The 20,279-nt window shown below is 69.4% G+C and carries 14 protein-coding genes and 1 tRNA gene; 3 read left to right on the top strand and 12 right to left on the bottom strand.

What is annotated here, in order from left to right; all coding sequences use genetic code 11:
- Positions 1-121: 121 nt before the first annotated feature.
- From treZ to RWN05_RS15875, 4 genes are all read right to left on the bottom strand, one after another.
- On the bottom strand, positions 122-1,897 hold the full coding sequence (gene treZ, locus RWN05_RS15860; protein ID WP_314140257.1) for a malto-oligosyltrehalose trehalohydrolase: 1,776 nt from the start codon (positions 1,895-1,897) through the stop codon (positions 122-124).
- A gap of 5 nt (positions 1,898-1,902) precedes the next feature.
- A complete protein-coding gene (treY, locus tag RWN05_RS15865) occupies positions 1,903-4,257 on the bottom strand; it encodes a malto-oligosyltrehalose synthase (protein WP_314140259.1) in 2,355 nt (784 codons plus the stop codon).
- Positions 4,254-6,302 (bottom strand): glycogen debranching protein GlgX, encoded by a 2,049-nt coding sequence (gene glgX, locus RWN05_RS15870; RefSeq protein ID WP_314140260.1) that lies wholly within the window; start codon positions 6,300-6,302, stop codon positions 4,254-4,256. Before glgX ends, treY begins: the two co-directional genes overlap by 4 nt.
- A 94-nt stretch (positions 6,303-6,396) precedes the next feature.
- Positions 6,397-7,458 (bottom strand): serine/threonine-protein kinase, encoded by a 1,062-nt coding sequence (locus RWN05_RS15875; RefSeq protein ID WP_158596504.1) that lies wholly within the window; start codon positions 7,456-7,458, stop codon positions 6,397-6,399.
- Positions 7,459-7,702: 244 nt separating this feature from the next.
- On the opposite strand from RWN05_RS15875, the gene poxB reads away from it, so the two are divergent.
- Both poxB and rfbB read left to right on the top strand, forming a co-directional pair.
- Positions 7,703-9,439, top strand: a complete 1,737-nt coding sequence (gene poxB, locus RWN05_RS15880; protein WP_314140261.1) for a ubiquinone-dependent pyruvate dehydrogenase — start codon at positions 7,703-7,705, stop codon at positions 9,437-9,439.
- Between the two features lie 55 nt (positions 9,440-9,494).
- Positions 9,495-10,493, top strand: coding sequence for a dTDP-glucose 4,6-dehydratase (rfbB, locus tag RWN05_RS15885; protein ID WP_071258697.1), 999 nt, complete (start codon positions 9,495-9,497; stop codon positions 10,491-10,493).
- A gap of 245 nt (positions 10,494-10,738) precedes the next feature.
- Here rfbB and RWN05_RS15890 read toward each other — a convergent pair whose 3' ends face one another.
- The 5 genes from RWN05_RS15890 to RWN05_RS15910 form a co-directional block, all read right to left on the bottom strand.
- Positions 10,739-11,941: a peptidoglycan DD-metalloendopeptidase family protein gene (locus tag RWN05_RS15890; RefSeq protein WP_314140262.1), complete on the bottom strand. Its 1,203-nt coding sequence runs from the start codon at positions 11,939-11,941 to the stop codon at positions 10,739-10,741.
- A gap of 259 nt (positions 11,942-12,200) precedes the next feature.
- A complete protein-coding gene (locus tag RWN05_RS15895) occupies positions 12,201-13,028 on the bottom strand; it encodes an inositol monophosphatase family protein (protein ID WP_064294581.1) in 828 nt (275 codons plus the stop codon).
- 128 nt (positions 13,029-13,156) lie between these two features.
- Positions 13,157-14,428, bottom strand: coding sequence for a DUF222 domain-containing protein (locus RWN05_RS15900; protein WP_314140263.1), 1,272 nt, complete (start codon positions 14,426-14,428; stop codon positions 13,157-13,159).
- Between the two features lie 222 nt (positions 14,429-14,650).
- Positions 14,651-14,732 (bottom strand) — tRNA-Tyr (locus tag RWN05_RS15905).
- Between the two features lie 105 nt (positions 14,733-14,837).
- The gene (locus RWN05_RS15910; protein WP_314140265.1) at positions 14,838-15,602 is read right to left on the bottom strand and encodes a lytic transglycosylase domain-containing protein; all 765 of its coding nucleotides are present in this window, start codon (positions 15,600-15,602) and stop codon (positions 14,838-14,840) included.
- 53 nt (positions 15,603-15,655) lie between these two features.
- Between RWN05_RS15910 and RWN05_RS15915 the strand changes: the two genes are divergently transcribed.
- The gene (locus RWN05_RS15915; protein ID WP_056014685.1) at positions 15,656-16,144 is read left to right on the top strand and encodes a YajQ family cyclic di-GMP-binding protein; all 489 of its coding nucleotides are present in this window, start codon (positions 15,656-15,658) and stop codon (positions 16,142-16,144) included.
- 342 nt (positions 16,145-16,486) lie between these two features.
- Here the strand turns inward: RWN05_RS15915 and RWN05_RS15920 are convergent, their stop codons facing one another.
- The 3 genes from RWN05_RS15920 to RWN05_RS15930 all read right to left on the bottom strand — a co-directional run bounded on the left by RWN05_RS15920 (position 16,487) and on the right by RWN05_RS15930 (position 20,183).
- Positions 16,487-17,524, bottom strand: a complete 1,038-nt coding sequence (locus RWN05_RS15920) for an alpha/beta hydrolase (RefSeq protein WP_314140267.1) — start codon at positions 17,522-17,524, stop codon at positions 16,487-16,489.
- Positions 17,525-17,597: 73 nt separating this feature from the next.
- Positions 17,598-18,710, bottom strand: a complete 1,113-nt coding sequence (locus RWN05_RS15925; protein WP_314140269.1) for a hypothetical protein — start codon at positions 18,708-18,710, stop codon at positions 17,598-17,600.
- 87 nt (positions 18,711-18,797) lie between these two features.
- Positions 18,798-20,183, bottom strand: coding sequence for an FAD-dependent oxidoreductase (locus RWN05_RS15930; protein ID WP_314140270.1), 1,386 nt, complete (start codon positions 20,181-20,183; stop codon positions 18,798-18,800).
- Positions 20,184-20,279: the final 96 nt, after the last annotated feature.

Here is a 20,279-nt window from a genome sequence, read left to right on the forward strand (position 1 = left end):
CGCCGGAAGCGGCCCCGCCGCGGGGCGTGCGCGTGAGCGCGCCCCTCCGGAGGGGCGCGCTCACGCCGTAGACCCGCGCTCGCGTCAGCGCACCGCGCTGGCCCAAGGGCAGGGCGGCAGGTCAGTGGTGGAGGATCGCGACCGCGTGGGGACCGAGCCGGAGTGATCCGTCCGTCGTGACGACCTCACCGAAGCTGTCGAGGAGTTCGCCGACCCGCAGTGCGAGCTCGACCGGCTCCGTCCCGAAGTTGACCGCCAGGGTCGCCGAGCCTCGACGCAGGACGAACGATCCGGTCGCCTCGTCGACGATCGCCGTCGTGTCGGCGAAGGCCGGATCGGTGAACGCCGGGACCGTGCGTCGCAGCTCGATCACCCGTCGGTACCAGGTCAGCAGCGTCGCGTGCCGTCCGCCGGATCGCTCCGACCAGTCGAGCACCGACCGACGGTAGGTCTCGGGATCCTGCGGATCCGGCACGTCGTCCTCGTTCCAACCCATCCGGGCGAATTCGGCGATCCGGCCCTTCGCCGTCGCCTCACCGAGCTCGGGCTCCGGGTGCGAGGTGAAGAACTGCCAGGGCGTCGAGGCAGCCCACTCCTCCCCCATGAACAGCATCGGGGTGAACGGTCCGAGCAGCGTGACGGCGGCGGCGATGGCGAGCTGGCCGTCGTCGAGGGTCGCGGCCAGCCGGTCACCGGTCGCCCGGTTCCCGATCTGGTCGTGGTTCTGGTCGGAGACGACGAGCCGCCAACTCGGCGTCCGTTCGAGGTCGATGCGGCGGCCGTGGTGGCGCTTGCGGAAGCTCGACCAGGTGCCGTTGTGGAAGAACCCCTCCTCCATGACCTTGCCGAGCGCGCGGAGCGGCGCGAAGTCGGCGTAGTAGCCGGACACCTCGCCGGTGAGCGCCACGTGCAGTGCGTGGTGGAAGTCGTCGCTCCACTGCGCGTCGAGACCGTACCCGCCGGCACCGCCGGGGCCCCGGGGCGTGATGAGCTTCGGATCGTTCAGATCCGACTCGGCGATCAGCGTGAACGGTCGGCCGAGGTCGGCGCTGAGCGCATCGACCGCGGCGTCGAGTTCCTCGAGGAGGTGGATCGCACGGGTGTCGTGCAGGGCGTGAACCGCATCGAGGCGCAGGCCGTCGACGCCATACTGCTCGAACCACAGCAGTGCGCTGTCGATGATGTACCGACGCACCTCGTCGGAGTCCGGCCCGTCGAGGTTGAGGCTGTCGCCCCAGGTGTTGCCGGCGCCGTCCGCGAGGTACGGACCGAAGCGCGGCAGGACGTTGCCGGAGGGACCGAGGTGGTTGTACACGACGTCCTGGATGACGGCGAGCCCGCGCTCGTGACACGCGGCGACGAAGCGACGGTAGCCGTCCGGTCCGCCGTAGGCCTCGTGGACCGCCGACCAGAAGACGCCGTCGTAGCCCCAGTTCCAGACGCCGTTGAACGCGTTGACCGGCAGGACCTCGACGGCGTCGACGCCCAGCTCGACCAGGTCGTCGAGGCGTTCGATCGCCCCGTCGAAGGTGGCCGCCTCGGTGAAGGTGCCGATGTGGAGCTCGTAGAGCACGGCACCGATGAGCGAGCGACCCCGCCAGCCGGTCCCGTCGCACGGCACGGGGTCGGACGCGACGACGCGTGACGGCCCGTGGACGCCCTCCGGCTGCCGACGCGAGCGGGGATCGGCGAACGGACCCTCGCCGTCGACGAGGTAACGGTAGTCACTGTCGACGACCGCGGCACGTGGCTCGGCACCGTCGAGCGCGATCCACCACCCGTCGGAGACGTCGCGGTCCATCGGGTGCTGCTCGCCGTCCAGGACGAGGTCGACGCGCTGGGCCTCAGGTGCCCAGACGCGGAACCCGTCAGCCGGACTCGTGGTGCTGGTCGTCATCGTACTCACTCCTCGCCTGCGGTCTCTGCTGCATCGTCGGGCCGCGTCAGGACGGCGACGGGATACTGCTCCAGCAGCGCCGCGAGACGGACCTCGCCGCCCTGCAACTCACGGCCGGTCAGCACGTCGACGAGCCGGCCTTCCGGCAGCGTGACCGTGGTCGACGTCCAGCCACCGTGCTCCGCGAGCCGGAGCGAGAGCCGGGTCGCCACCGTGGTCACGCCACCACGTGAGAACGCGACGACGTGGTCGGCGGCCGGCCCGTCAGCTCCGATGGGGGTGTACTCGGCGAACCGGGACGGGTGCTCCCGTCGCAGGCGCAGCAGGCGACTGGTCACGAGGAGTTTCGCCGCTCCGTCGGCGTCGACCGGCGGCAGCCAGCCGTCGTCGAGACGGGCGAGCACCGCGCGACGCTCGGCGTAGTCGACCGGGCGACGGTTGTCGGGGTCCACGAGCGATCGATCCCAGAGCTCGCTGCCCTGGTACACGTCCGGCACGCCCGGCATCGTCAGCTGGATCGCCTTGGCGACCAGACTGTTCGACCACCCGGCCGCCTCGACGTCCGCGACGGCGTCGAGCAGCGCGGCGTTCGCACGACGGCTGTCGTACAGTCCGTCGACCGCCGCATGCAGGGCGGCCTCGAACGTCTCGTCCGGTGCGGTCCAGGTGGTCGAGTCGCCGGCCTCACGGGCGGCCTTCTCGACGTAGGCGTGCAGTCGCTCGCGCTCGATCGGCCACGCACCGACGGCCGCCTGCCAGACCAGCTGCTCGAGCTGCCGGTCGGGGAAGCCGTTCGAGGTGTGGAGGGCGACGGCGTGCTCCGCCCACCGGTCCGCGACCTCACTCAGCGCGTCGATGCGGGCACGGACGTCCTCGCTGCGCTTCGTGTCGTGCGTGCTGAGTGTCGTCATCGAGGACGGCCACTCCGCCTGCCGCCGCGCCTGTCGGTGGTGGAACTCGGCGACGCTGATGTCGGTCTCGGCGGGGTCTCCGCCGACCTCGGTCAGCGAGGTGAGCGCCGTGTAGCGGTAGAACGCGGTGTCCTCGACGCCCTTCGCCATCACCATGCCCGAGGTCTGCTGGAACCGCGCGGCGAGCGGATCGGTCGCGCTGCGGAGACGGGGCGCCAGCGCGGCGAAGGCGTCGGCGAGCTCCGGGCGGCGGGTCTCCGCCTCGTCGAGGGCGGCGTCCAGGTACTCGTCGCCGAGCGGCAGGTAGGAACGGTAGACGGGGAACGCGGTCAGGATCTCGGCGAGCGCGTCGACGGCGTCCGGTACCTCGGGGACGAGCCTCGCGAGGCGTCGGACCTCGGAACCGAGGATTCCGTCGGCGATGCCCCGCTTGGTGGTGTGCACGAGGTCGTCCCAGGCGTCGCGCGTCAGCTCGACGCCCGCGAGCTGACCGAGCGTCGGCAGACCGGTCGGGTCGACGAGCACCCGGTCGACGTCGCCCAGGGCGTCGTAGCCGGTGGTGCCGAGCGTGGCCCACTCGGCCGGCAGGTCCTCTTCACCCTCGAGGATCTTCTCCACCCAGATGGGTGCCCCACCGATGCGCTCGGACAGTCGCTCGAGGTAGGCACCGGGGTCGAGGAGCCCGTCCGGGTGGTCCACGCGGATCCCATCGGCGAGGCCGTCGTCGAACCAGCGACCGATCTCGACGTGCGAGCCGTCGAAGACCGCCGGGTCCTCGACCCGGATGGCGGCGAGCGTGTTGACGGCGAAGAACCGTCGGTAGTTCAGCTCGCTGTCGGCGCGGCGCCAGTTGACGAGTTCGTAGTGCTGCCGGTCGTGCACCTCGCGCGGGCTCGCGTCGTCGTCGGCCGTCCCGGGGGCGATGGGCAGTCGGTGGTCGAAGTAGCGCAGTTCGCCGTCCTCGACACTGAGGTCGTCGAGCGCGCTGCGGCCGTCCTCGTCGTCGCCGAGGATCGGGACCCGGATGCGACCGTCGCCGGCCTCCCAGTCGACGTCGAACGCGGCCGCGTGCTCTGCCTCCCGACCGTGCTGGAGCAGGTCCCACCACCAGGCGTTCTCCACCGGCGTCGCGACGCCCATGTGGTTGGGGACAGTGTCGATGAGGACGCCGAGGCCCGCAGCATGGGCCGCTTCGGCGAGTGCCTTGACCCCGTCGGCACCCCCGCGTTCCGGGTCGACCTCGGTGTGGTCGACGACGTCGTAGCCGTGGGTGGATCCGGGTTCCGCGCGGAGGATCGGCGACAGGTAGACCCAGTCGGCGCCGAGGGCCTGGAGGTAGTCGACGAGCGCCGCGGCGTCCTGGAGGCGGAAGTCCGCCGTCAGCTGGAGCCGGTAGGTCGAGACGGGCACGGCGGAACGCTGTGGCCCGTCGCCGGACACGTCGGTCATGATGCGACCCCCGATCGCAGGAGGGTGAAGGAGGTACCCTGCACGATCACCGTCGTCGACCCCTCGGCGAGCATCTGCTCCGGGTCACTCGACTCGACGAGCGTCCACGGCAGGCCGGGAGCCTTCGGCAGGTTGAACTCCACGCCGTTCTCGGCCGCGTTGAGCAGGAGAGCGAACGAGGCCGATCCGGCGTGACGGAACACGAAGGTGATCGAGCGGGCGTCGGGGTTGTCCCAGTCCTCGTCGGCGAAGGGCTCGTCGTCGGACCGGGTGATGAAGACCCGGTCGTCGGCCTTGGAGCCCGGCCCCTGGCGGAACCAGTCGGGTCGCAGGGCCGGCTCGGCGAGGCGCAGGGCGATCAGGCGCTTCGTGAACCCCAGGAGGTCGTGGTCGGCGTGCTCCCAGTCGAACCACGACACCTCGTTGTCCTGGCAGTACGCGTTGTTGTTGCCGCCCTGGGTGCGGGCGATCTCGTCGCCGCCGAGGATCATCGGGACACCGGCCGACAGCAGGACCGTCGCGAGGAAGTTGCGACGCTGGCGGTCGCGGCGCGCGTTCACGGCCGGGTCGTCCGTCGGGCCCTCCGCGCCGTTGTTGCTGGAGCGGTTGTCGCTCTCACCGTCGTTGTTGTCCTCGCCGTTCGCCGCGTTGTGCTTCCTCGAGTACGCCGTGAGGTCGGCGAGTGTGAAGCCGTCGTGCGCGGTGACGAAGTTGACGCTGGACAGCGGCGAGCGCCGGGACGCCTCGTAGACGTCGGGGCTGCCGAGGACGCGCTGCGACATCGTGCCGAGCACACTGTCGGCGCCGTTCCAGAAGTCGCGGACGTCGTCGCGGAACTTCCCGTTCCACTCCGACCAGCTCGCCGGGAAGCCGCCGACCTGGTAACCGGCGGTGTCCCACGGCTCGGCGATCATCTTGATCGGCGCGAGCACCGGGTCCTGCTCGATGAGCGACAGGAACGCGCTGTGGATCTCGGCTGAGCCGTCCTGGCGCGTGAGCGTCGTCGCGAGGTCGAAGCGGAAACCGTCGACGTGCATCTCGGTCACCCAGTAGCGCAGGGAGTCCATGATGAGCCCCAGGGCCGCGGGGTGGCCGACGTTGACGCTGTTGCCCGTGCCGGTCGTGTCGAAGTAGTGCTCGCGGTCCTCGTCGACGAGGCGGTAGTAGGACGCGTTGTCGATCCCCTTGAACGACAGGGTCGGGCCCATGTGGTTGCCTTCGGCGGTGTGGTTGTACACGACGTCGAGGATGACCTCGAGGCCGGCCGCGTGCATCGCCTTGACCATGGCCTTGAACTCGTCGACCTGCCCGCCTGCGTCGCCGGCCGCCGCGTACTCGCCGTGCGGGGCGAAGAAGCCGATGGAGTTGTAGCCCCAGTAGTTGCGCAGGCCCTTCTCCTCGAGGTGGCTGTCCTGCACGAACTGGTGCACGGGGAGCAGTTCGACCGCCGTCACGCCGAGGTCGGTGAGATAGCGGATGGCCGCCGGGTGGGCGAGGCCGGCGTAGGTGCCGCGGATCTCCTCGGGCACCTCGGCGAGCTGCTTGGTGAAGCCCTTCACGTGGACCTCGTACACGATCGTCTCGGAGAGCGGGATGCGCGGAGCGACGTCCTGGCCGTCGGCGTCCCAGTCGAACGAGGACGGGTCGGTGACCACGCCGAGCGCGACATGGCCGGCGGAGTCGCTGTCGTCCATCGTCTCCGGTGCGTCGAGCCGGTGGCTGAACTGCGCCTGGCCGAGGTCGTAGCGCCCGGTGATCGCCGTCGCGTGCGGATCGAGGAGCACCTTGGCCGGGTTGTGACGGAGCCCGTTCGCCGGGTCCCATGGGCCGTCGACACGAATGCCGTACCGGGTCCCGGGGACGAGGCCATCGACCAGTCCGTGGAACACGTGGCCGGTTCGCTGTTCGAGGCGCGTCTGCTGCTCCTCCCCACCCTCGGGGAAGATGCACACGGTGACGGCGTCGGCGGTCTCCGAGTAGATGGCGACGTTCGCACCATCGCCCCGAAGGGTGACGCCGAGCGGATAGGGGGTCGAGAGCGTCATGGCGCCCTTTCACTCGAAGGGATCGATCGTTGTTGAGACGGTACACCGGCCGGGTGACTTCCCCGGATCCGGACGAAACGTGGTAATGGGCCGATCAGAACGCGAAGATGCCGATGGCTACGCCGATCGCGAGGCCCGCGGCGGCCGTGGCGGCGGCGAGGAGCATGGCGATCCGCGGGTCGACGCCCTGGTCGACGACGAGTCCGAGTCTGGCCCGGACGCGGCGGACCCGCCGGACGCGCGACGCCGACCAGATCTCTCGCAGGCTCGACGCGACCTCGTGGGCGGCGGGTCGGTCCTCGGGCTTCCGGGCGGTCATCGACCGGAGCAGGGGGTGCCAGGCGGCGGGGAGTTCGGGCGGGATCACCGGGTCGCGGTGCAGACGCGCGACCGCGGCCTCCACGACCCCGCCGTCGAACTCCCGGCGGCCGGTGATCGCTTCCAGGAGCACGAGCCCGAGCGAGTAGATGTCCGTCTCAGTGCTGACCGTCTCGCCGAGCGCCTGCTCGGGCGACAGGTAGGACGCGGTACCCGAGATGGCCTCGGTGTTCGTCAGCCGGGACCCTCCGACGAAGTGGGCGATGCCGAAGTCGGAGAGCTTGACGAGGTTCGCGTGCCCGAAGGCGGCGATGTCACTGAAGAGCATGTTGTCGGGCTTGATGTCGCGGTGCACGATCGACCGGTTGTGGATGAAGGACAGCGCGTCGGCGACCTGCGCACCGAGCGCGGCGACGTCACGAGGGAGCATCGGGCCGGCCTGCAGCTTGTCCGTGAGCGTGGCACCCGGGATGTACTCCATGACGAGGAACCGGTGCTCGACCCCGCGGTGGACGACGGAGCCGGAGTCGTAGAGCTCGACGAGGCCCGGGTGACGGAGTTCGCCGAGGAGGCGGATCTCCCGCTCCTGGCGCAGCCGGTCGTTCGCAGTCGCGGCCTCGTCGCGGAAGAGTTTGACGGCGACGGGACGGGAGAGCAGTTCGTCGCGAGCCCGGTAGACGTTGGCGGACCCGCCGGAGCCGAGCTGCTCGCCGATGCTGTACCGCCCGTTCGACAGGCTGACACCGGTGACGACCGTCTCGGTGTGCTCGGTGAACATCACCGATGGATCGGTGATCGACCCGGCGTGTGCCGGCGGTCGGTGCAAGGAGTCGCTCACGGCCGCCCCCTTCACGGTGCAGTCGATGTTGGCCGCGCCACCGCGTTCTCGGCAGGCTGTTCCAGCGACCACGTTACAAGGCGTTCGTCGTTCAGCCGGATTCCTGTCGGAGTGTTGAGAACGGCTAGCGCACCTGGTAGGCGTCTGCAAGACCACGATGCTCCCTTGCGGGCCCCGAACCGCGACGAGGACCATGGAGGGGGCCGGGGAACCCGGGCCGAGTCGTCTGCTGCGAGGAGCACCCATGTCCACTGTCGCTGAAACCGTCGTCGCAACCCTCCAGGCCAGCGGTGTGCAACGCGTCTACGGCCTCCCGGGCGACTCCCTGAACGGCTTCACCGACGCCCTCCGCTCCTCGGGCGGCATCGACTGGGTGCATGTGCGTCACGAGGAGGCCGCCGCCTTCGCCGCAGCCGCGGAGGCGGAGCTGACCGGCGAGCTGGCGGTCGTCGCGGCGAGCTGCGGCCCCGGGAACCTCCACCTCATCAACGGCCTCTTCGACGCGAACCGCTCGCGGGTGCCGGTGCTCGCGATCGCCGCGCACATCCCGAGCTCGGAGATCGGCAGCACCTACTTTCAGGAGACCCACCCCCAGGAACTGTTCCGCGAGTGCAGCGTCTACGTCGAGCTCGTGTCCGTCCCGGAGCAGCTGCCGCGGGTGCTCGAGATCGCGATGCGCACCGCCGTGGAGCGCCGCGGCGTGGCCGTCGTGGTCGTACCGGGCGATGTCATGCTCCAGCGGGCCGTGAGCGAGCACGTCTCCGCCATCCGCGCCACGCAGCCTCGGATCCTGCCGTCGGAGCACGAGCTCGACGAGGCCGCACGCATCCTCAACGCCGGCAAGCGCGTCACGATCCTCGCCGGTGCGGGTGTCGCAGGGGCTCACGCGCAACTCATCGAGACGGCGGACGCCCTCGCCGCACCGATCGTGCACGCCCTCCGGGGCAAGGAGCACGTTGAATACGACAACCCCTTCGACGTCGGCATGACCGGCCTTCTCGGATTCGCGAGCGGCTACCACGCGATGCTGTCGTGCGACGTGCTCCTCATGCTCGGCACCGACTTCCCCTACCCGCAGTTCTTCCCCGAGGATGCGACCGTCATCCAGGTCGACATCCGGGGTGAACAGATCGGCCGGCGGCACCCGGTGGACCTCCCACTCGTCGGCACTGTCCGCGACACCCTCGACGCGCTGCTGCCGAAGCTCGAGCGCAAGACCCATCGCAAGCACCTCGAGGAGTCGCTCAAGCACTACCGCAGTTCGCGGAAGGGGCTCGACGATCTGGCGACGGCCGACCACGACGGTCAGGCGATCCACCCGCAGTACCTCGCGAAGGTCGTCGACGAGCTGGCGACGGACGACGCCGTGTTCATCCCCGACGTCGGCTCCCCCGTCGTCTGGGCCTCGCGCTACCTCACCATGAACGGGCGGCGCCGGCTCATCGGATCGTTCAGCCACGGCAGCATGGCGAACGCCGTCTCGCACGGGCTCGGGGCGCAGGCGTCCCACCCGGGTCGTCAGGTCGTCGCGCTCGCGGGCGACGGTGGACTCACCATGCTGCTCGGCGAGCTCATCTCACTCACCCAGAACAAGCTGCCCGTGAAGATCATCGTGATCAACAACTCCTCGCTCAACTTCGTCGAGCTGGAGATGAAGGCGGCCGGGTTCGTCAACTACGGCACCGACCTCGAGAACCCCGACTTCGCCCGCGTGGCCGAGGGCATGGGTGTCCACGGCGAACGCGTCGAGCGGGCGAGCGAGCTGGAGGGTGCCATCCGTCGGGCCTTCGACCACGACGGTCCGGCGCTCGTCGACGTCGTGACCGCCAGGCAGGAGCTGTCGATCCCGCCGACGATCACCGCCGAGCAGATGAAGGGGTTCACCCTGTACGCGCTCCGGACGGTCATGTCGGGCAGGGGCGACGAACTGCTCGACCTCGCGAACACGAACCTGCTGCGCCGCATCCTGCCCGGTCACTGAGTGACAGCCGGATTCCCCCGCGGTATCCGGAGACCGCCGGGTAGACTCGTCTACCGTGTCCAGACTTCTCGTTACCGGCGGCGCCGGATTCATCGGCTCGAACTTCGTCCACTACGTCCTGAACAACACCGATCACTCGGTGACCGTCCTCGACAAGATGACCTATGCAGGCAACCGCGCCTCACTCGACGGCCTCCCGGCCGATCGTTTCGAGCTCGTCGTCGGCGACATCCAGGACGCGACGCTCGTCGACGAGCTCTTCGCCCGTCACGACGCCGTCGTGCACTACGCGGCGGAGTCGCATAACGACAACTCCCTCCACGACCCGCGCCCGTTCCTCGACACGAACATCATCGGCACGTACACGCTGCTCGAGGCGGCTCGCAAGCACGGGACGCGGTTCCACCACATCTCGACCGACGAGGTCTACGGCGACCTCGAACTCGACGACCCGGAGCGCTTCACCGAGCAGACGCCGTACAACCCGTCGAGCCCGTACTCCTCGACGAAGGCCGGCAGCGACCTCCTCGTCCGCGCCTGGGTGCGTTCCTTCGGCGTCAAGGCGACCATCTCGAACTGCTCCAACAACTACGGTCCGTACCAGCACGTCGAGAAGTTCATCCCGCGCCAGATCACGAACGTGCTCGGCGGTGAGCGCCCGAAGCTGTACGGCACGGGCGAGAACGTCCGCGACTGGATCCACGCGAACGACCACTCGTCCGCCGTCCTCACGATCCTCGACAAGGGGGTCATCGGCGAGACGTACCTCATCGGTGCCGACGGCGAGAAGAACAACAAGGACGTCGTCGAGCTCATCCTCACCCAGCTCGGCCAGCCGGCGGACGCCTACGACCATGTGAACGACCGTCCCGGCCACGACCTCCGTTACGCGATCGACTCGTCGAAGCTGCGCACGGAGCTCGGCTGGACCCCGGCGTTCAGCGACTTCGAGGCCGGCCTCGCCGACACGATCGCCTGGTACCGCGACAACGAGTCGTGGTGGAAGCCGCAGAAGGCCGCCACCGAGGCGAAGTACCAGGAGCAGGGTCAGTAACCCTCCAGTGGCATGACGAAGGCCCGTCCGGCAGCAGCCGGGCGGGCCTTCGTCGATCCGTGCCCGGTCCCTGCACGTGAAGACCCGGTCCCGAAGACCGAGCACCGGTCCCTGAGCCTGTCGAAGGGCGACGCACCCCGTGGGCACTTCGACAAGCTCAGTGACCGAAGGAAGTCCCCGGGGCGAAACACGACTGCCCCGCCCGGAAGTCGGGCGAGGCAGTCGACGTGTCGGGTTCCGCGGCGTCAGTTGACGTTCGCGTAGAGCCATTCGAGCGGGTCGACCCAGGTGACGCCGTCGAGTCGGATCTCGAAGTGGAGGTGCGGGCCGGTGGACATACCGGTGCTACCGGTGAGTCCGAGGATCGTGCCGACCTTGATCGCCTGACCTTCGGTCACGCGGACCGAGCCGTGCTGCATGTGCGCGTAGACGCTCGAGACGAGGCGGCCGTTGATGGTGTGGTCGACGATGACGTTGACGCCGAGCGAGCCTTCACCGTCCTCGACGTGGCGGACGACGCCGTCGGCGATGACCTGGATGGGCGCGCCGTTACCGGGGTTGAAGTCCTGTCCGTGGTGGTCGCTGGAGCACCCGGCGCAGTCGCGGGCACCGAAGCGGTCACCGATGGTGACGCCGACCGCGAACGGCCACTGGATCGTCCCGTTCGGGTTGTTCGTGAAGGTGTTCGCGGGGCGGATGCCCATCGCGGCGGCGGCTTCCTCGACGGTGCTCGTGGTGTAGTCGTCGCGGGTGAACGTCAGCTCGGCCGAACCCTCACTGTCGAGCGACTGCGACGCCTGGTTGCTCAGCCCGTTGCCGTCGCCGAGCTCTGCCTGCGAGGCCTCGGCCACCGAGGTCGCGACGTCTTCAGCGGTGAGCAGCGCGTTGGCGGGCACGGAGGTGGCCACGGCCATGAGGGCGACGAAGCCCATCGCGGCACCCGCGAAGATCTTGGTCGTGATGCGACGCTTGCGCGCGATGCTCGTCGGGCGGGGCGACGCCGGTGCGGCGGCCGGGCGGGATGATGCGCGGGGCTTCGGGGCCGGCTTCGCTGCAGCTGCGCGGCGCCCGCGGGGGGCGTCGACCGTGGACGCGTCGACCGTCACGGTGATGGACTCGGCGGCCGGAGTGGAGTCGGAAGCCACGGCAGGCTCGGTGATGAGGGGCTCTGCCTCGACCGGCGCGATGTCGGAGACATCGGGGGTGTGCACGGCGTCGATCGCCTCGGCGATCATCTGGTCGACCGGGTCGACGGCCGGGGCCGTCTCCTCCTGGTCGGCGCTGGCCTCGTGCGTCGGGTCCTGCAGCACGGACTCCTGGTGCTCCAGTGCGGCCGCCGCCTGACGCTCACGTTCGCGGAGTTCACGGCGGCTGAGCGGCGGCGTCTGCACGGGTGCAGCGTCGTTCTCGACAGACGTGTTCTGCGGGTCCTGAGGGTCGGGAAGCACAGGGGTGTCCTCAGGGCTGGCATGGCGTGACAAGGGGGCGGGGGCCTTTCAATGGGCTTGCAGGAAGGTCTCGACGTCCATCCGCGCGGGGGAACGCGAAGGTAACGAATGCATAAATGCTAGCAACGGGAGGCTGAAAAAGCCATGGCAGTGCTCGGTTTTACTCGGGAAAACCCTGGTCAGAGGCCATATGAGAGTTCTCTTATGAACGAGTCGCCACCGGAGCGTTACCGCGAGCGGCTCCAGCGCGCATGGAGTTTCACCCGGTCGGCGTCGCGAAGCCCTGCTCGACGAGGAGCCGTTCGAGGACCGCGAGCAGCGGCGCATCGGCGGCCATGATGAGCTGCGTGGTGGCCGGGGCACCGTCGAAGCCGGCGACCGTCGCGCCCGCCTCGGCAGCGATGAGTGCGCCCGCGACCTGGTCCCACGGCTTCAGGCCGCTCTCGTAGTAGGCGTCGAGGCGGCCGGACGCGACGCTGCAGAGGTCGAGTGCGGCGGAACCGATCCGACGGACGTCGCGGAAGGTCCCGAGGAGGGCGCCGAGCACGGCCGCCTGCTCCATGCGCCGCGAGGCGGTGTACGAGAAGCCGGTGCCGAGCAGCGCCACGTTCGGTGCCACGCCTCGGTTGACCTCGAGGGTGCGGCCGTTCAGTCGTGCGCCACCGCCGCGGGAGGCGGTGTAGTGCTCACCCAGGACCGGGTTCACCACGGCTCCGGCGAGGGCGGTCCAGGTGGCCGGGTCCGGTTCGCCCTCGACGACCCCGATGCTGACGGCGTACGCAGGGATGTCGTAGAGGTAGTTGACGGTGCCGTCGATGGGGTCGACGACCCAGGTCAGGCCGGAGGTTCCCGTCGCTCCGCCCTCCGTGCCGGTCTCCTCGCCGAGGAATCCGTCGTCCGGTCGTGCTGCGAGGAGGCGGTCGCGGATGAACTGCTCGGACTCGCGGTCGGCTCGGGTCACGACGTCCTCGACCGACGACTTGCTCGCGGCGATCTCGACGCCCTCACGGCGTCGGCGCAGGATCAGCTCGCCGGCCTCTGCGGCGATGTCGGTGGCGATCTGGAGGAGTTCTTCGTGTCCGGTCACCCCACCACCCTATGGCGGCACGACTTGAGTGCCCTTCGACAAGCTCAGGGACCGGAGCGTTTCCGGGCACGCCTCTCCCGGTCACTGAGCTTGTCGAAGTGTCCACGAAGGAGCCTTCGTTGACGGGGTCAGAACGGTGCGGGATCCGGTTCGGTCCGGTGGTGTTTCCCGTCGGGGGTCGTCCACTCGAGGACTCCGCCGGGTCTGTGGTCGAGGTTCCATCCGGGGAGGTGTTTCATGCGGTGATGATGTCGACAGAGACACGCGAGGTTTCCGACATCCGTTGTGCCGCCGTCCTCCCACGCGACGGAGTGATCGAGGTCACACGCTCTGGCGCGTCTGCCGCAGCCCGGTGCCCGACAGGTGCCGTCCCGCAAGCGGACCGCGCGTTGCAGATCGGCCGGAACCCGGTACTGATTCCGCCCGACAGAGAGGACCGCACCGGTTTCCGGTTGGACGAGGATCCGGGTGAAGCTTGGTGCGTTCACCGCGATGCGGGCGGCGGTCTCCGGGTCGATGGGGCCGTATCCATCCAGCGTGGCCGGGGCGTCAGAGACGCCGGCCATGCTGAGCGCTGGGACCGTGATCTGGACGGTGGGGACGATGTGTTCCTGCACTTCGATCGGGTGCGGCAGGACCGGGCTCGACATGACATCTTCCGGGGTGACGCCAGTGAGTGCGAGCGCCGACAGGGCGTCGGCCTGCAGCTGGGCGCAGGTGCGGGTGTCACCGGCATTACGCGATTCGGCGGCGGCTGTCTCGATCCGTTCGACGATGCCCTGCGCGATCGGTGCCGTGGTGAACAGATGCACCCACGCCATCCCGTCCGCTGCGGGTTCGAACTCGACCCGGCGGTCTACCTCGGAGCGGACCGCTCGTGCCGTGATCGATTCCGGATGGAGGCGCTCGCGGAGCACTCGGGCGCGGTTCTTGAGTCCTGCTGCGGTCAGGCGCTCCGCTTCAGGCAGGACCTGCTCGAGGAACGCCGCCCGCCCAGCAATCGGGACGTCGCAGAGTTGGTCGGTGATCACCTGCGCATGCCGCGCCGAGATGCGGCCTGCCTCGAGCGACGCCAGGACCGCCGGCGCCTCGTTCACGAGCCGCTCGGCATCGTTCGTCGCACACTGAACCGTCCGCTCCGGGATCCGGGTCGCCATCGCGAGAGCCGCGCACGTCGACCGGCGGGACAAGGCCTGGCGCTCGGCCGGCGGGAAGACCGCCGGGACCGTCGCGTCCGCGAAGGCATCGGCATAGGCGGCGGAGCGGGCGAGGAGGCGCGCCTTCCGTGCGTCGAGGACAGCCTGCTGCCGGTGAAGGTCCGCCCACTCCTCCGAGAACTCCGCGAGCCGCGCGGCGTACTCGTCGCTCGCGCGGGTCGCGGTGAGGGTGGTCTCGGTCATGGGACAAGTCCACCATGGACCACTGACATTTCAGATGACGAGTCGGTCGGTTGTGGACGTCTCCTCGGGTGCCCTTCGACAGGCTCAGGGACCGGGAGGACGGGCGCCGGACTCCCGAGGTTCCCCGTGTGCCCTTCGACAGGCTCAGGGACCGGCGGGGGCTCCCCGGCTCGCCAGCACCACGAAAAATCGCCCCATCCGGAGGATGAGGCGATTTGTCCGTGGCGAGTGAGGGATTCGAACCCCCGAAGGCTGAGCCGTCTGATTTACAGTCAGATCCCTTTGGCCGCTAGGGTAACTCGCCAAGCGCGCCCGACCGACTTTCGAACAGCCAACCGAAAGCGCTTGACCAATATAGCCGTCAGACCGCCGGACGCGAAATCAGCATCGGCATCCGTCACCGAGCCGCTCAGCGCTCGTCGGACGGCGCCGCTTCGGCGTACTCGTTCGCCGCGGCGGCGACCCGCCGAAGGTACTCGGGTGACGAGTTGTACGCCCGGATCCCACTCAGCCAGCCGTCCTCCGTCCGCATGTCGTAGTCGCTCGCCCGGCAGAGGTAGTTCGCGGCAGCCATCGCCGCGTCGTCGAGGTTCTGCGGGTCGAGCACGCCGTCACCACTCGCGTCGGTCCCCCAGTTCTCCCACGACTGCGGGATGAACTGGAACGGGCCGACGGCACGGTCGTGGACCGGGTCGCCGTCGATGACCCCCTGGTCGGTGTCGGTGATCCCCTCGGTCTCGCCACCCTTCAGCGGCACACCGAAGATCGGCGGTGTCACGACGCCGTCCTCGCCGAGCTTCGAGCCGTCGTGGCGACCGTGGTCGCTCTCGGCGAACCCGACAGCCGCGATCGTCGTCCAGCCGATGCCGCACTCCGGCGTCAGCTCGGCCTTGCGGATGGCCGCACCGGCATAGGACCGCAGGGCGCGCTCGGGGATGCCACTCGCCTCGGCAACGTCGGAGATCCACTGGGGATCGGCGAGGTCGACGTTCGCGACACCGCCGTCGGGGGCGTCGCTCTTCGGCGGGAGCTCGACGGGAACCGCATACGGGACGGGGGCCGGCTCGGGAGCACAACCGCTCAACACGAGCACACCGATCACCAGGGTCGCTCCGGCGAGCGCCCCTCGTCGTCCGACGATGGTCCGCTGGTCCTGCTTCACCGGGCTGCGCATCGCACCCACCCAACCACACCTGCCTGAGCGACACCGGCGCTACCATGGTCCACATGGCAGATTCATCGTTTGACGTCGTGAGCAAGGTCGACAAGATGGAGGCGGACAACGCCCTCAACCAGGCGCACAAGGAGGTCGAGCAGCGGTACGACTTCAAGAACGTCGGTGCCTCGATCGCCTGGAGCGGCGAGAAGATCCTCATGAAGGCGAACACCGAGGAGCGCGTGAAGGCGATCCTCGACGTCTTCGAGTCGAAGCTGATCAAGCGCGGCATCTCGCTCAAGAGCCTCGAGGTCGGCGACCCGTTCGCGAGCGGCAAGGAGTACCGGATCGAGGCGACCCTCAAGGAGGGCATCAGCCAGGAGATCGCGAAGAAGGCCAACAAGCTCATCCGCGACGAGGGCCCGAAGTCGGTCAAGTCGCAGATCCAGGGCGACGAGCTCCGTGTCTCGTCGAAGAGCCGTGACGATCTCCAGGCCACCATGGCGCTGCTCAAGGGCGCCGACCTCGACATCGACCTGCAGTTCGTCAACTACCGCTAGCTGGTCGGACGCGGTCGATCACCTCGATCGCGTCATGATCGACCTCCGCACCACTCTCTTCACCGGAGCACCCGATCCGGTGGGCTCCCGTTCGGCACGGTGCCGGACGAACCGCACCCGCGCGAGCGGGCTCGATGGTTGGAGTGCAGCAGTGGATCACCAGAGACCCGCGGACGGGTCGCATCTCGAACTCTTCCGGACCTCGCGCGCCGGCCAAGAGGTCGGTGTCCCGTGCTGGTGCGCGATCGGTGCGAACCACAGCTACGCCGACTGGCTCGCCGCCGGGCGACCGGATCCGCGCCGTCCGATGGGCTCGCGACGACACCTGCCGCCCACTGAACGCTAGCGGTACGCGGTCGGCGGCTTCGTGAGGTAGCCGCGTCCCCACGCGACGATCTGCTCGAACGCGCGCTGGCGGACGGGCTCCTCGGACAGGAAGACGTCGTGCAAGGCGCCGTCGAGCCGCACGATCGTGACGGTCTCGCCCAAATCGAGCGCGCGTTCCGCGACCGCGTCGACGTCGAGCGCCGTGTCACTCCGCATCATCGCGTCGTTCCACCGCGGCAGCAGGACACTCCGCGCCGAGAGCAGCGTGAGCGCCGGCACGCGCAGCTGCAGGCCCGCGTCGACGAGCCGATGCCCTCGCAGGATCGCGTTCAACCACCCGGGATGCAGCGGGAACCCGTGGACCGGCCGCCAGGCGAGGTCGTAGTCCCAGGCCCCGTCCATCGTGCTCGACACGGAGCGGGTGTAGAACCCGAGGTCGACGACGGGGAGCTGGGCACGCGGATCGATCCGCGATCCGGCCTGGACGAGCGGGGCGATCGCGAGCCGCCCGAGCTGCCTCGCCTGGAATTCGAGCCACGGACTGTTCAGGACGAGACCGGCGACGCGATCCTGGTTCCTGGCCGTCCAAAGACTCAGGGTGAGCCCGCCGGTCGAGTGGCCGAGGAGGACGAGTCGGCGCCGGGTCCGCCGCCCGGCGGCGTGTTCGTCGGAGCCGTGCCCCATCACCGAGAGCGCGGCCTCGATGTCCTCGTCGTAGGTGCGGAGGTCGTCGACGTATCCCGGCGTCTGGTGCGGGCGGAGGCTCCGGCCGTACTTGCGCAGGTCGAGTGCGTAGAACCGCGCTCCGAGCCTGGCCCAGAATCGCGCGAGGTGGCGGTGGAAGAAGTAGTCGGACCAGCCGTGGACGTACAGGACGTCGATGCCGTCCGCGACGTCGGGCAGCAGGAACTCGCCGAGCTGCTCGAGGGGCGGCATCCGGTAGCGGACGAGGGTCGCGACGACGTCACCTTCATCGTCCGGTTCGAGGGTCAGCGTGCGCTGCTGGAAGCCCTCGCCGAGGATGTCGGCGGTCCACCCGCGAGATCCGGCCATACCGCCACGTTACCGCGCCCCGTGATCGGTGGTCGGATGGTCGGGCTCGCCCGCCGACCATCCGACGTTCCGACTACTGCTGGTACGGATTGTGCTGCTGCGGGGCCTGCGGCTGCTGTCCGTAGGGCTGCTGCGCCTGACCGTGCTGCTGCGAGCCGTGGTCGTGCTGACCCTGCTGGTGCTGGCCCTGCTGGTGCTGGCCCTGCTGCTCGTGCTGACCCTGCAGGAACTGCTGACCGTGCTGCTGACCGCTGTGCTGCTCGTGCGGAGCGTCGGCGAGGCCCTCGGGTGCGACGAACCGCGTCGCGAGCACGGCACCGATCGTGAGGAAGCCCGCGAGGGTGACCCCGTAGAGGATCGGCGACAGGAAGCCCTGGTTGACGAAGAACGCCGGGGTGCCGTACTGCTCGACGACACCGCGCACGATGGTGACGATGAGCACCACGAGCAGCAGGACGCCGGTGCCGACGGCCGCGGCGATGCCCACCGACTGGATCAGGTCGCGGGCGGTGCGGACCCGCGTGAGCGGACGGACCATGATGAGGATGAGTGCCGCCCCTGCGCCCCAGAGGGCGATGTTGACGAGGTTCGCACCGAAGCCCAGCAGGACGTCACCGACGGGGAAGTACTCCGAGATGCTGAAGAACGACCCGATGATGCCCACCAGTGCGACGGCCGCAGCGATACCCGCTGCGATGCCGACCGACACGAGCGCGAGACGCGTCTCGCGTGCACGAGGGTTCGGCGCCTTCTGCGGAGCCTGCCCGTACTGCTGCGGCTGACCGTACTGACCCTGCTGCGGCTGACCGTACTGCCCCTGGGGGGCTCCGTACTGACCGGTCTGCTGCGGTTGGCCGTACTGCCCCGTGTCCTGACCGTACTGGCCGGTGTGCTGCGGCTGGCCCGGGTGCTGCGGCTGGCCGTACTGGCCCTGCTGCGGCTGACCCCACTGGCCCGCCTGCTCACCGTTCTGCGGCTGGCCCCACTGGCCACCCTGCTGCGGAGCCGGGGTCTGCTGACCCGCCTGGTCCCACTGCTGCTGCACGGAATCCGGGTGCATCTCGCCGTAGCGCGGCTGCTGCTGGTGCTGCTGCCGGCCGTCGGCGACGAATGCCGGCGGCTCGGACGGCGGTACGGACGTCGGCTGCTCCGACGGGACGTTCTGGGGCGCGTTGGGGTCGGTCATCCGTCCAGCATAGTGACCGACGCCCGTCGGAACCGGGTTCCGTCGAGCGGCTTGACGCGGGGCGATCGGCGGGATCGCGGGCGCGGCTCAGGCGGACGGTGTCCCGGTGCCCGAGGGCTGCGCGCGCGAGATCGCCACCATCTCCTCGCGCGGCACCACCTTGATGCGGGCGCGACCCTGTGGTTCACCGAGCGCGATCTCATGCTGGTCGAGGAGGTGCCAGCCCTCGAGGTCCGTGTAGGCCACGCCGCGCGACTCGAGCAGCGCGACGACGGCCTCCTCCTCGGGTTCGGCCGGCGCCCACCAGTCCGCCTGATCGTTGATGACGTGGCTGATGGTCTCCATCGCGTCCGACTTCGTGTGGCCGATGAGGCCGACCGGACCACGCTTGATCCACCCGGTCGCGTAGACGCCCGGGACGCGCTCGTTGCTCTCGGGGTGGAGGACCTTGCCCTCGTGGTTGGGGATGACGCCGTGCCGCGAGTCGAAGGGCACGCCGGGCAGCGGACTTCCGAAGTACCCCACCGCGCGGTAGAGCGCCTGGATCGGCACCTCGCGGATCTCACCCGTGCCCTCGACCCCGCCCTGACCGTCTGGTCTCGTCCGCTCGTACCGGAAGGCGGCGACCTTGCCGGAACCGTCGTCGACGACTTCGACCGGCTTCGCGTAGAAGTGCAGATGCAGTCGGCGCGAGGCCTGACCGGTCTCGCGCTTGCGCCACTGCTGCAGGACGCGGTCGATGACCATGACCTGCTTGTTGCTCGCCACCGCCGCCTTCGACGCGTCGTCGTAGTCGAAGTCCTCGTCGGCGAGGATCATGTCGACGTCGTTGAGCTCCCCGAGTTCGCGGAGCTCCAGCGGCGTGAACTTCACCTGTGCGGGCCCGCGACGCCCGAAGACGTGCACGTCGGTCACCGGCGACTGCTGCAGCCCCTCGTGGACGTTGGCCGGGATCTCGGTCGGGAGCAGATCCTCCGGGTGCTTCGCGAGCATGCGAGCGACGTCGAGCGCGACGTTCCCGTTGCCGATCACGGCGATCGACTCCGCTTCGAGCGGCCAGGTGCGTGGGACGTCGGGGTGTCCGTCGAACCAGCTCACGAACTCCGCGGCACCGTACGACCCGTCGAGGTCGATCCCCGGGATGTCGAGCGGGGCGTCCTCGACGGCACCCGTGGAGAAGATCACGGCGTTGTAGTGGTGCTTGAGGTCGTCGAGCGTGATGTCGACGCCGAAGCGGACGTTGCCGAAGATCCGGATGTCGCCTCGGTCGAGGACGTCGCGGAGCGCGTTGATGATCCCCTTGATACGCGGGTGGTCGGGCGCGACGCCGTAGCGGACCAGGCCGTACGGGGCCGGAAGCTGCTCGAAGAGGTCGATGGAGACGTCGAACTTCCGTTCCGCCTTGAGGAGGATGTCTGCCGCGTAGATGCCTGCGGGTCCTGCGCCGACGATGGCCAGCCTGAGCTTGGTCACGGTGGTTCCTTTCGTGTCCCCGTGCGGGGTTCCGGGTGCAGCCGGTGGAGCGCTCCGGCCGTCATGCATGCGCATCTGGGATGCCGTGCCGCCCCG

Source organism: uncultured Plantibacter sp., from assembly GCF_963518075.1.
GTDB classification, from domain to species: Bacteria; Actinomycetota; Actinomycetes; order Actinomycetales; family Microbacteriaceae; genus Plantibacter; species Plantibacter flavus_A.

Excerpts from the sequence above, each read along its gene's own strand:
- treZ (WP_314140257.1), bottom strand. The coding sequence starts at position 1,897 with ATGACGACCAGCACCACGAGTCCGGCTGACGGGTTCCGCGTCTGGGCA.
- treY (WP_314140259.1), bottom strand. The coding sequence starts at position 4,257 with ATGACCGACGTGTCCGGCGACGGGCCACAGCGTTCCGCCGTGCCCGTC.
- glgX (WP_314140260.1), bottom strand. The coding sequence starts at position 6,302 with ATGACGCTCTCGACCCCCTATCCGCTCGGCGTCACCCTTCGGGGCGAT.
- poxB (WP_314140261.1), top strand. The coding sequence starts at position 7,703 with ATGTCCACTGTCGCTGAAACCGTCGTCGCAACCCTCCAGGCCAGCGGT.
- RWN05_RS15900 (WP_314140263.1), bottom strand. The coding sequence starts at position 14,428 with ATGACCGAGACCACCCTCACCGCGACCCGCGCGAGCGACGAGTACGCC.
- RWN05_RS15910 (WP_314140265.1), bottom strand. The coding sequence starts at position 15,602 with ATGCGCAGCCCGGTGAAGCAGGACCAGCGGACCATCGTCGGACGACGA.
- RWN05_RS15915 (WP_056014685.1), top strand. The coding sequence starts at position 15,656 with ATGGCAGATTCATCGTTTGACGTCGTGAGCAAGGTCGACAAGATGGAG.
- RWN05_RS15920 (WP_314140267.1), bottom strand. The coding sequence starts at position 17,524 with ATGGCCGGATCTCGCGGGTGGACCGCCGACATCCTCGGCGAGGGCTTC.
- RWN05_RS15925 (WP_314140269.1), bottom strand. The coding sequence starts at position 18,710 with ATGACCGACCCCAACGCGCCCCAGAACGTCCCGTCGGAGCAGCCGACG.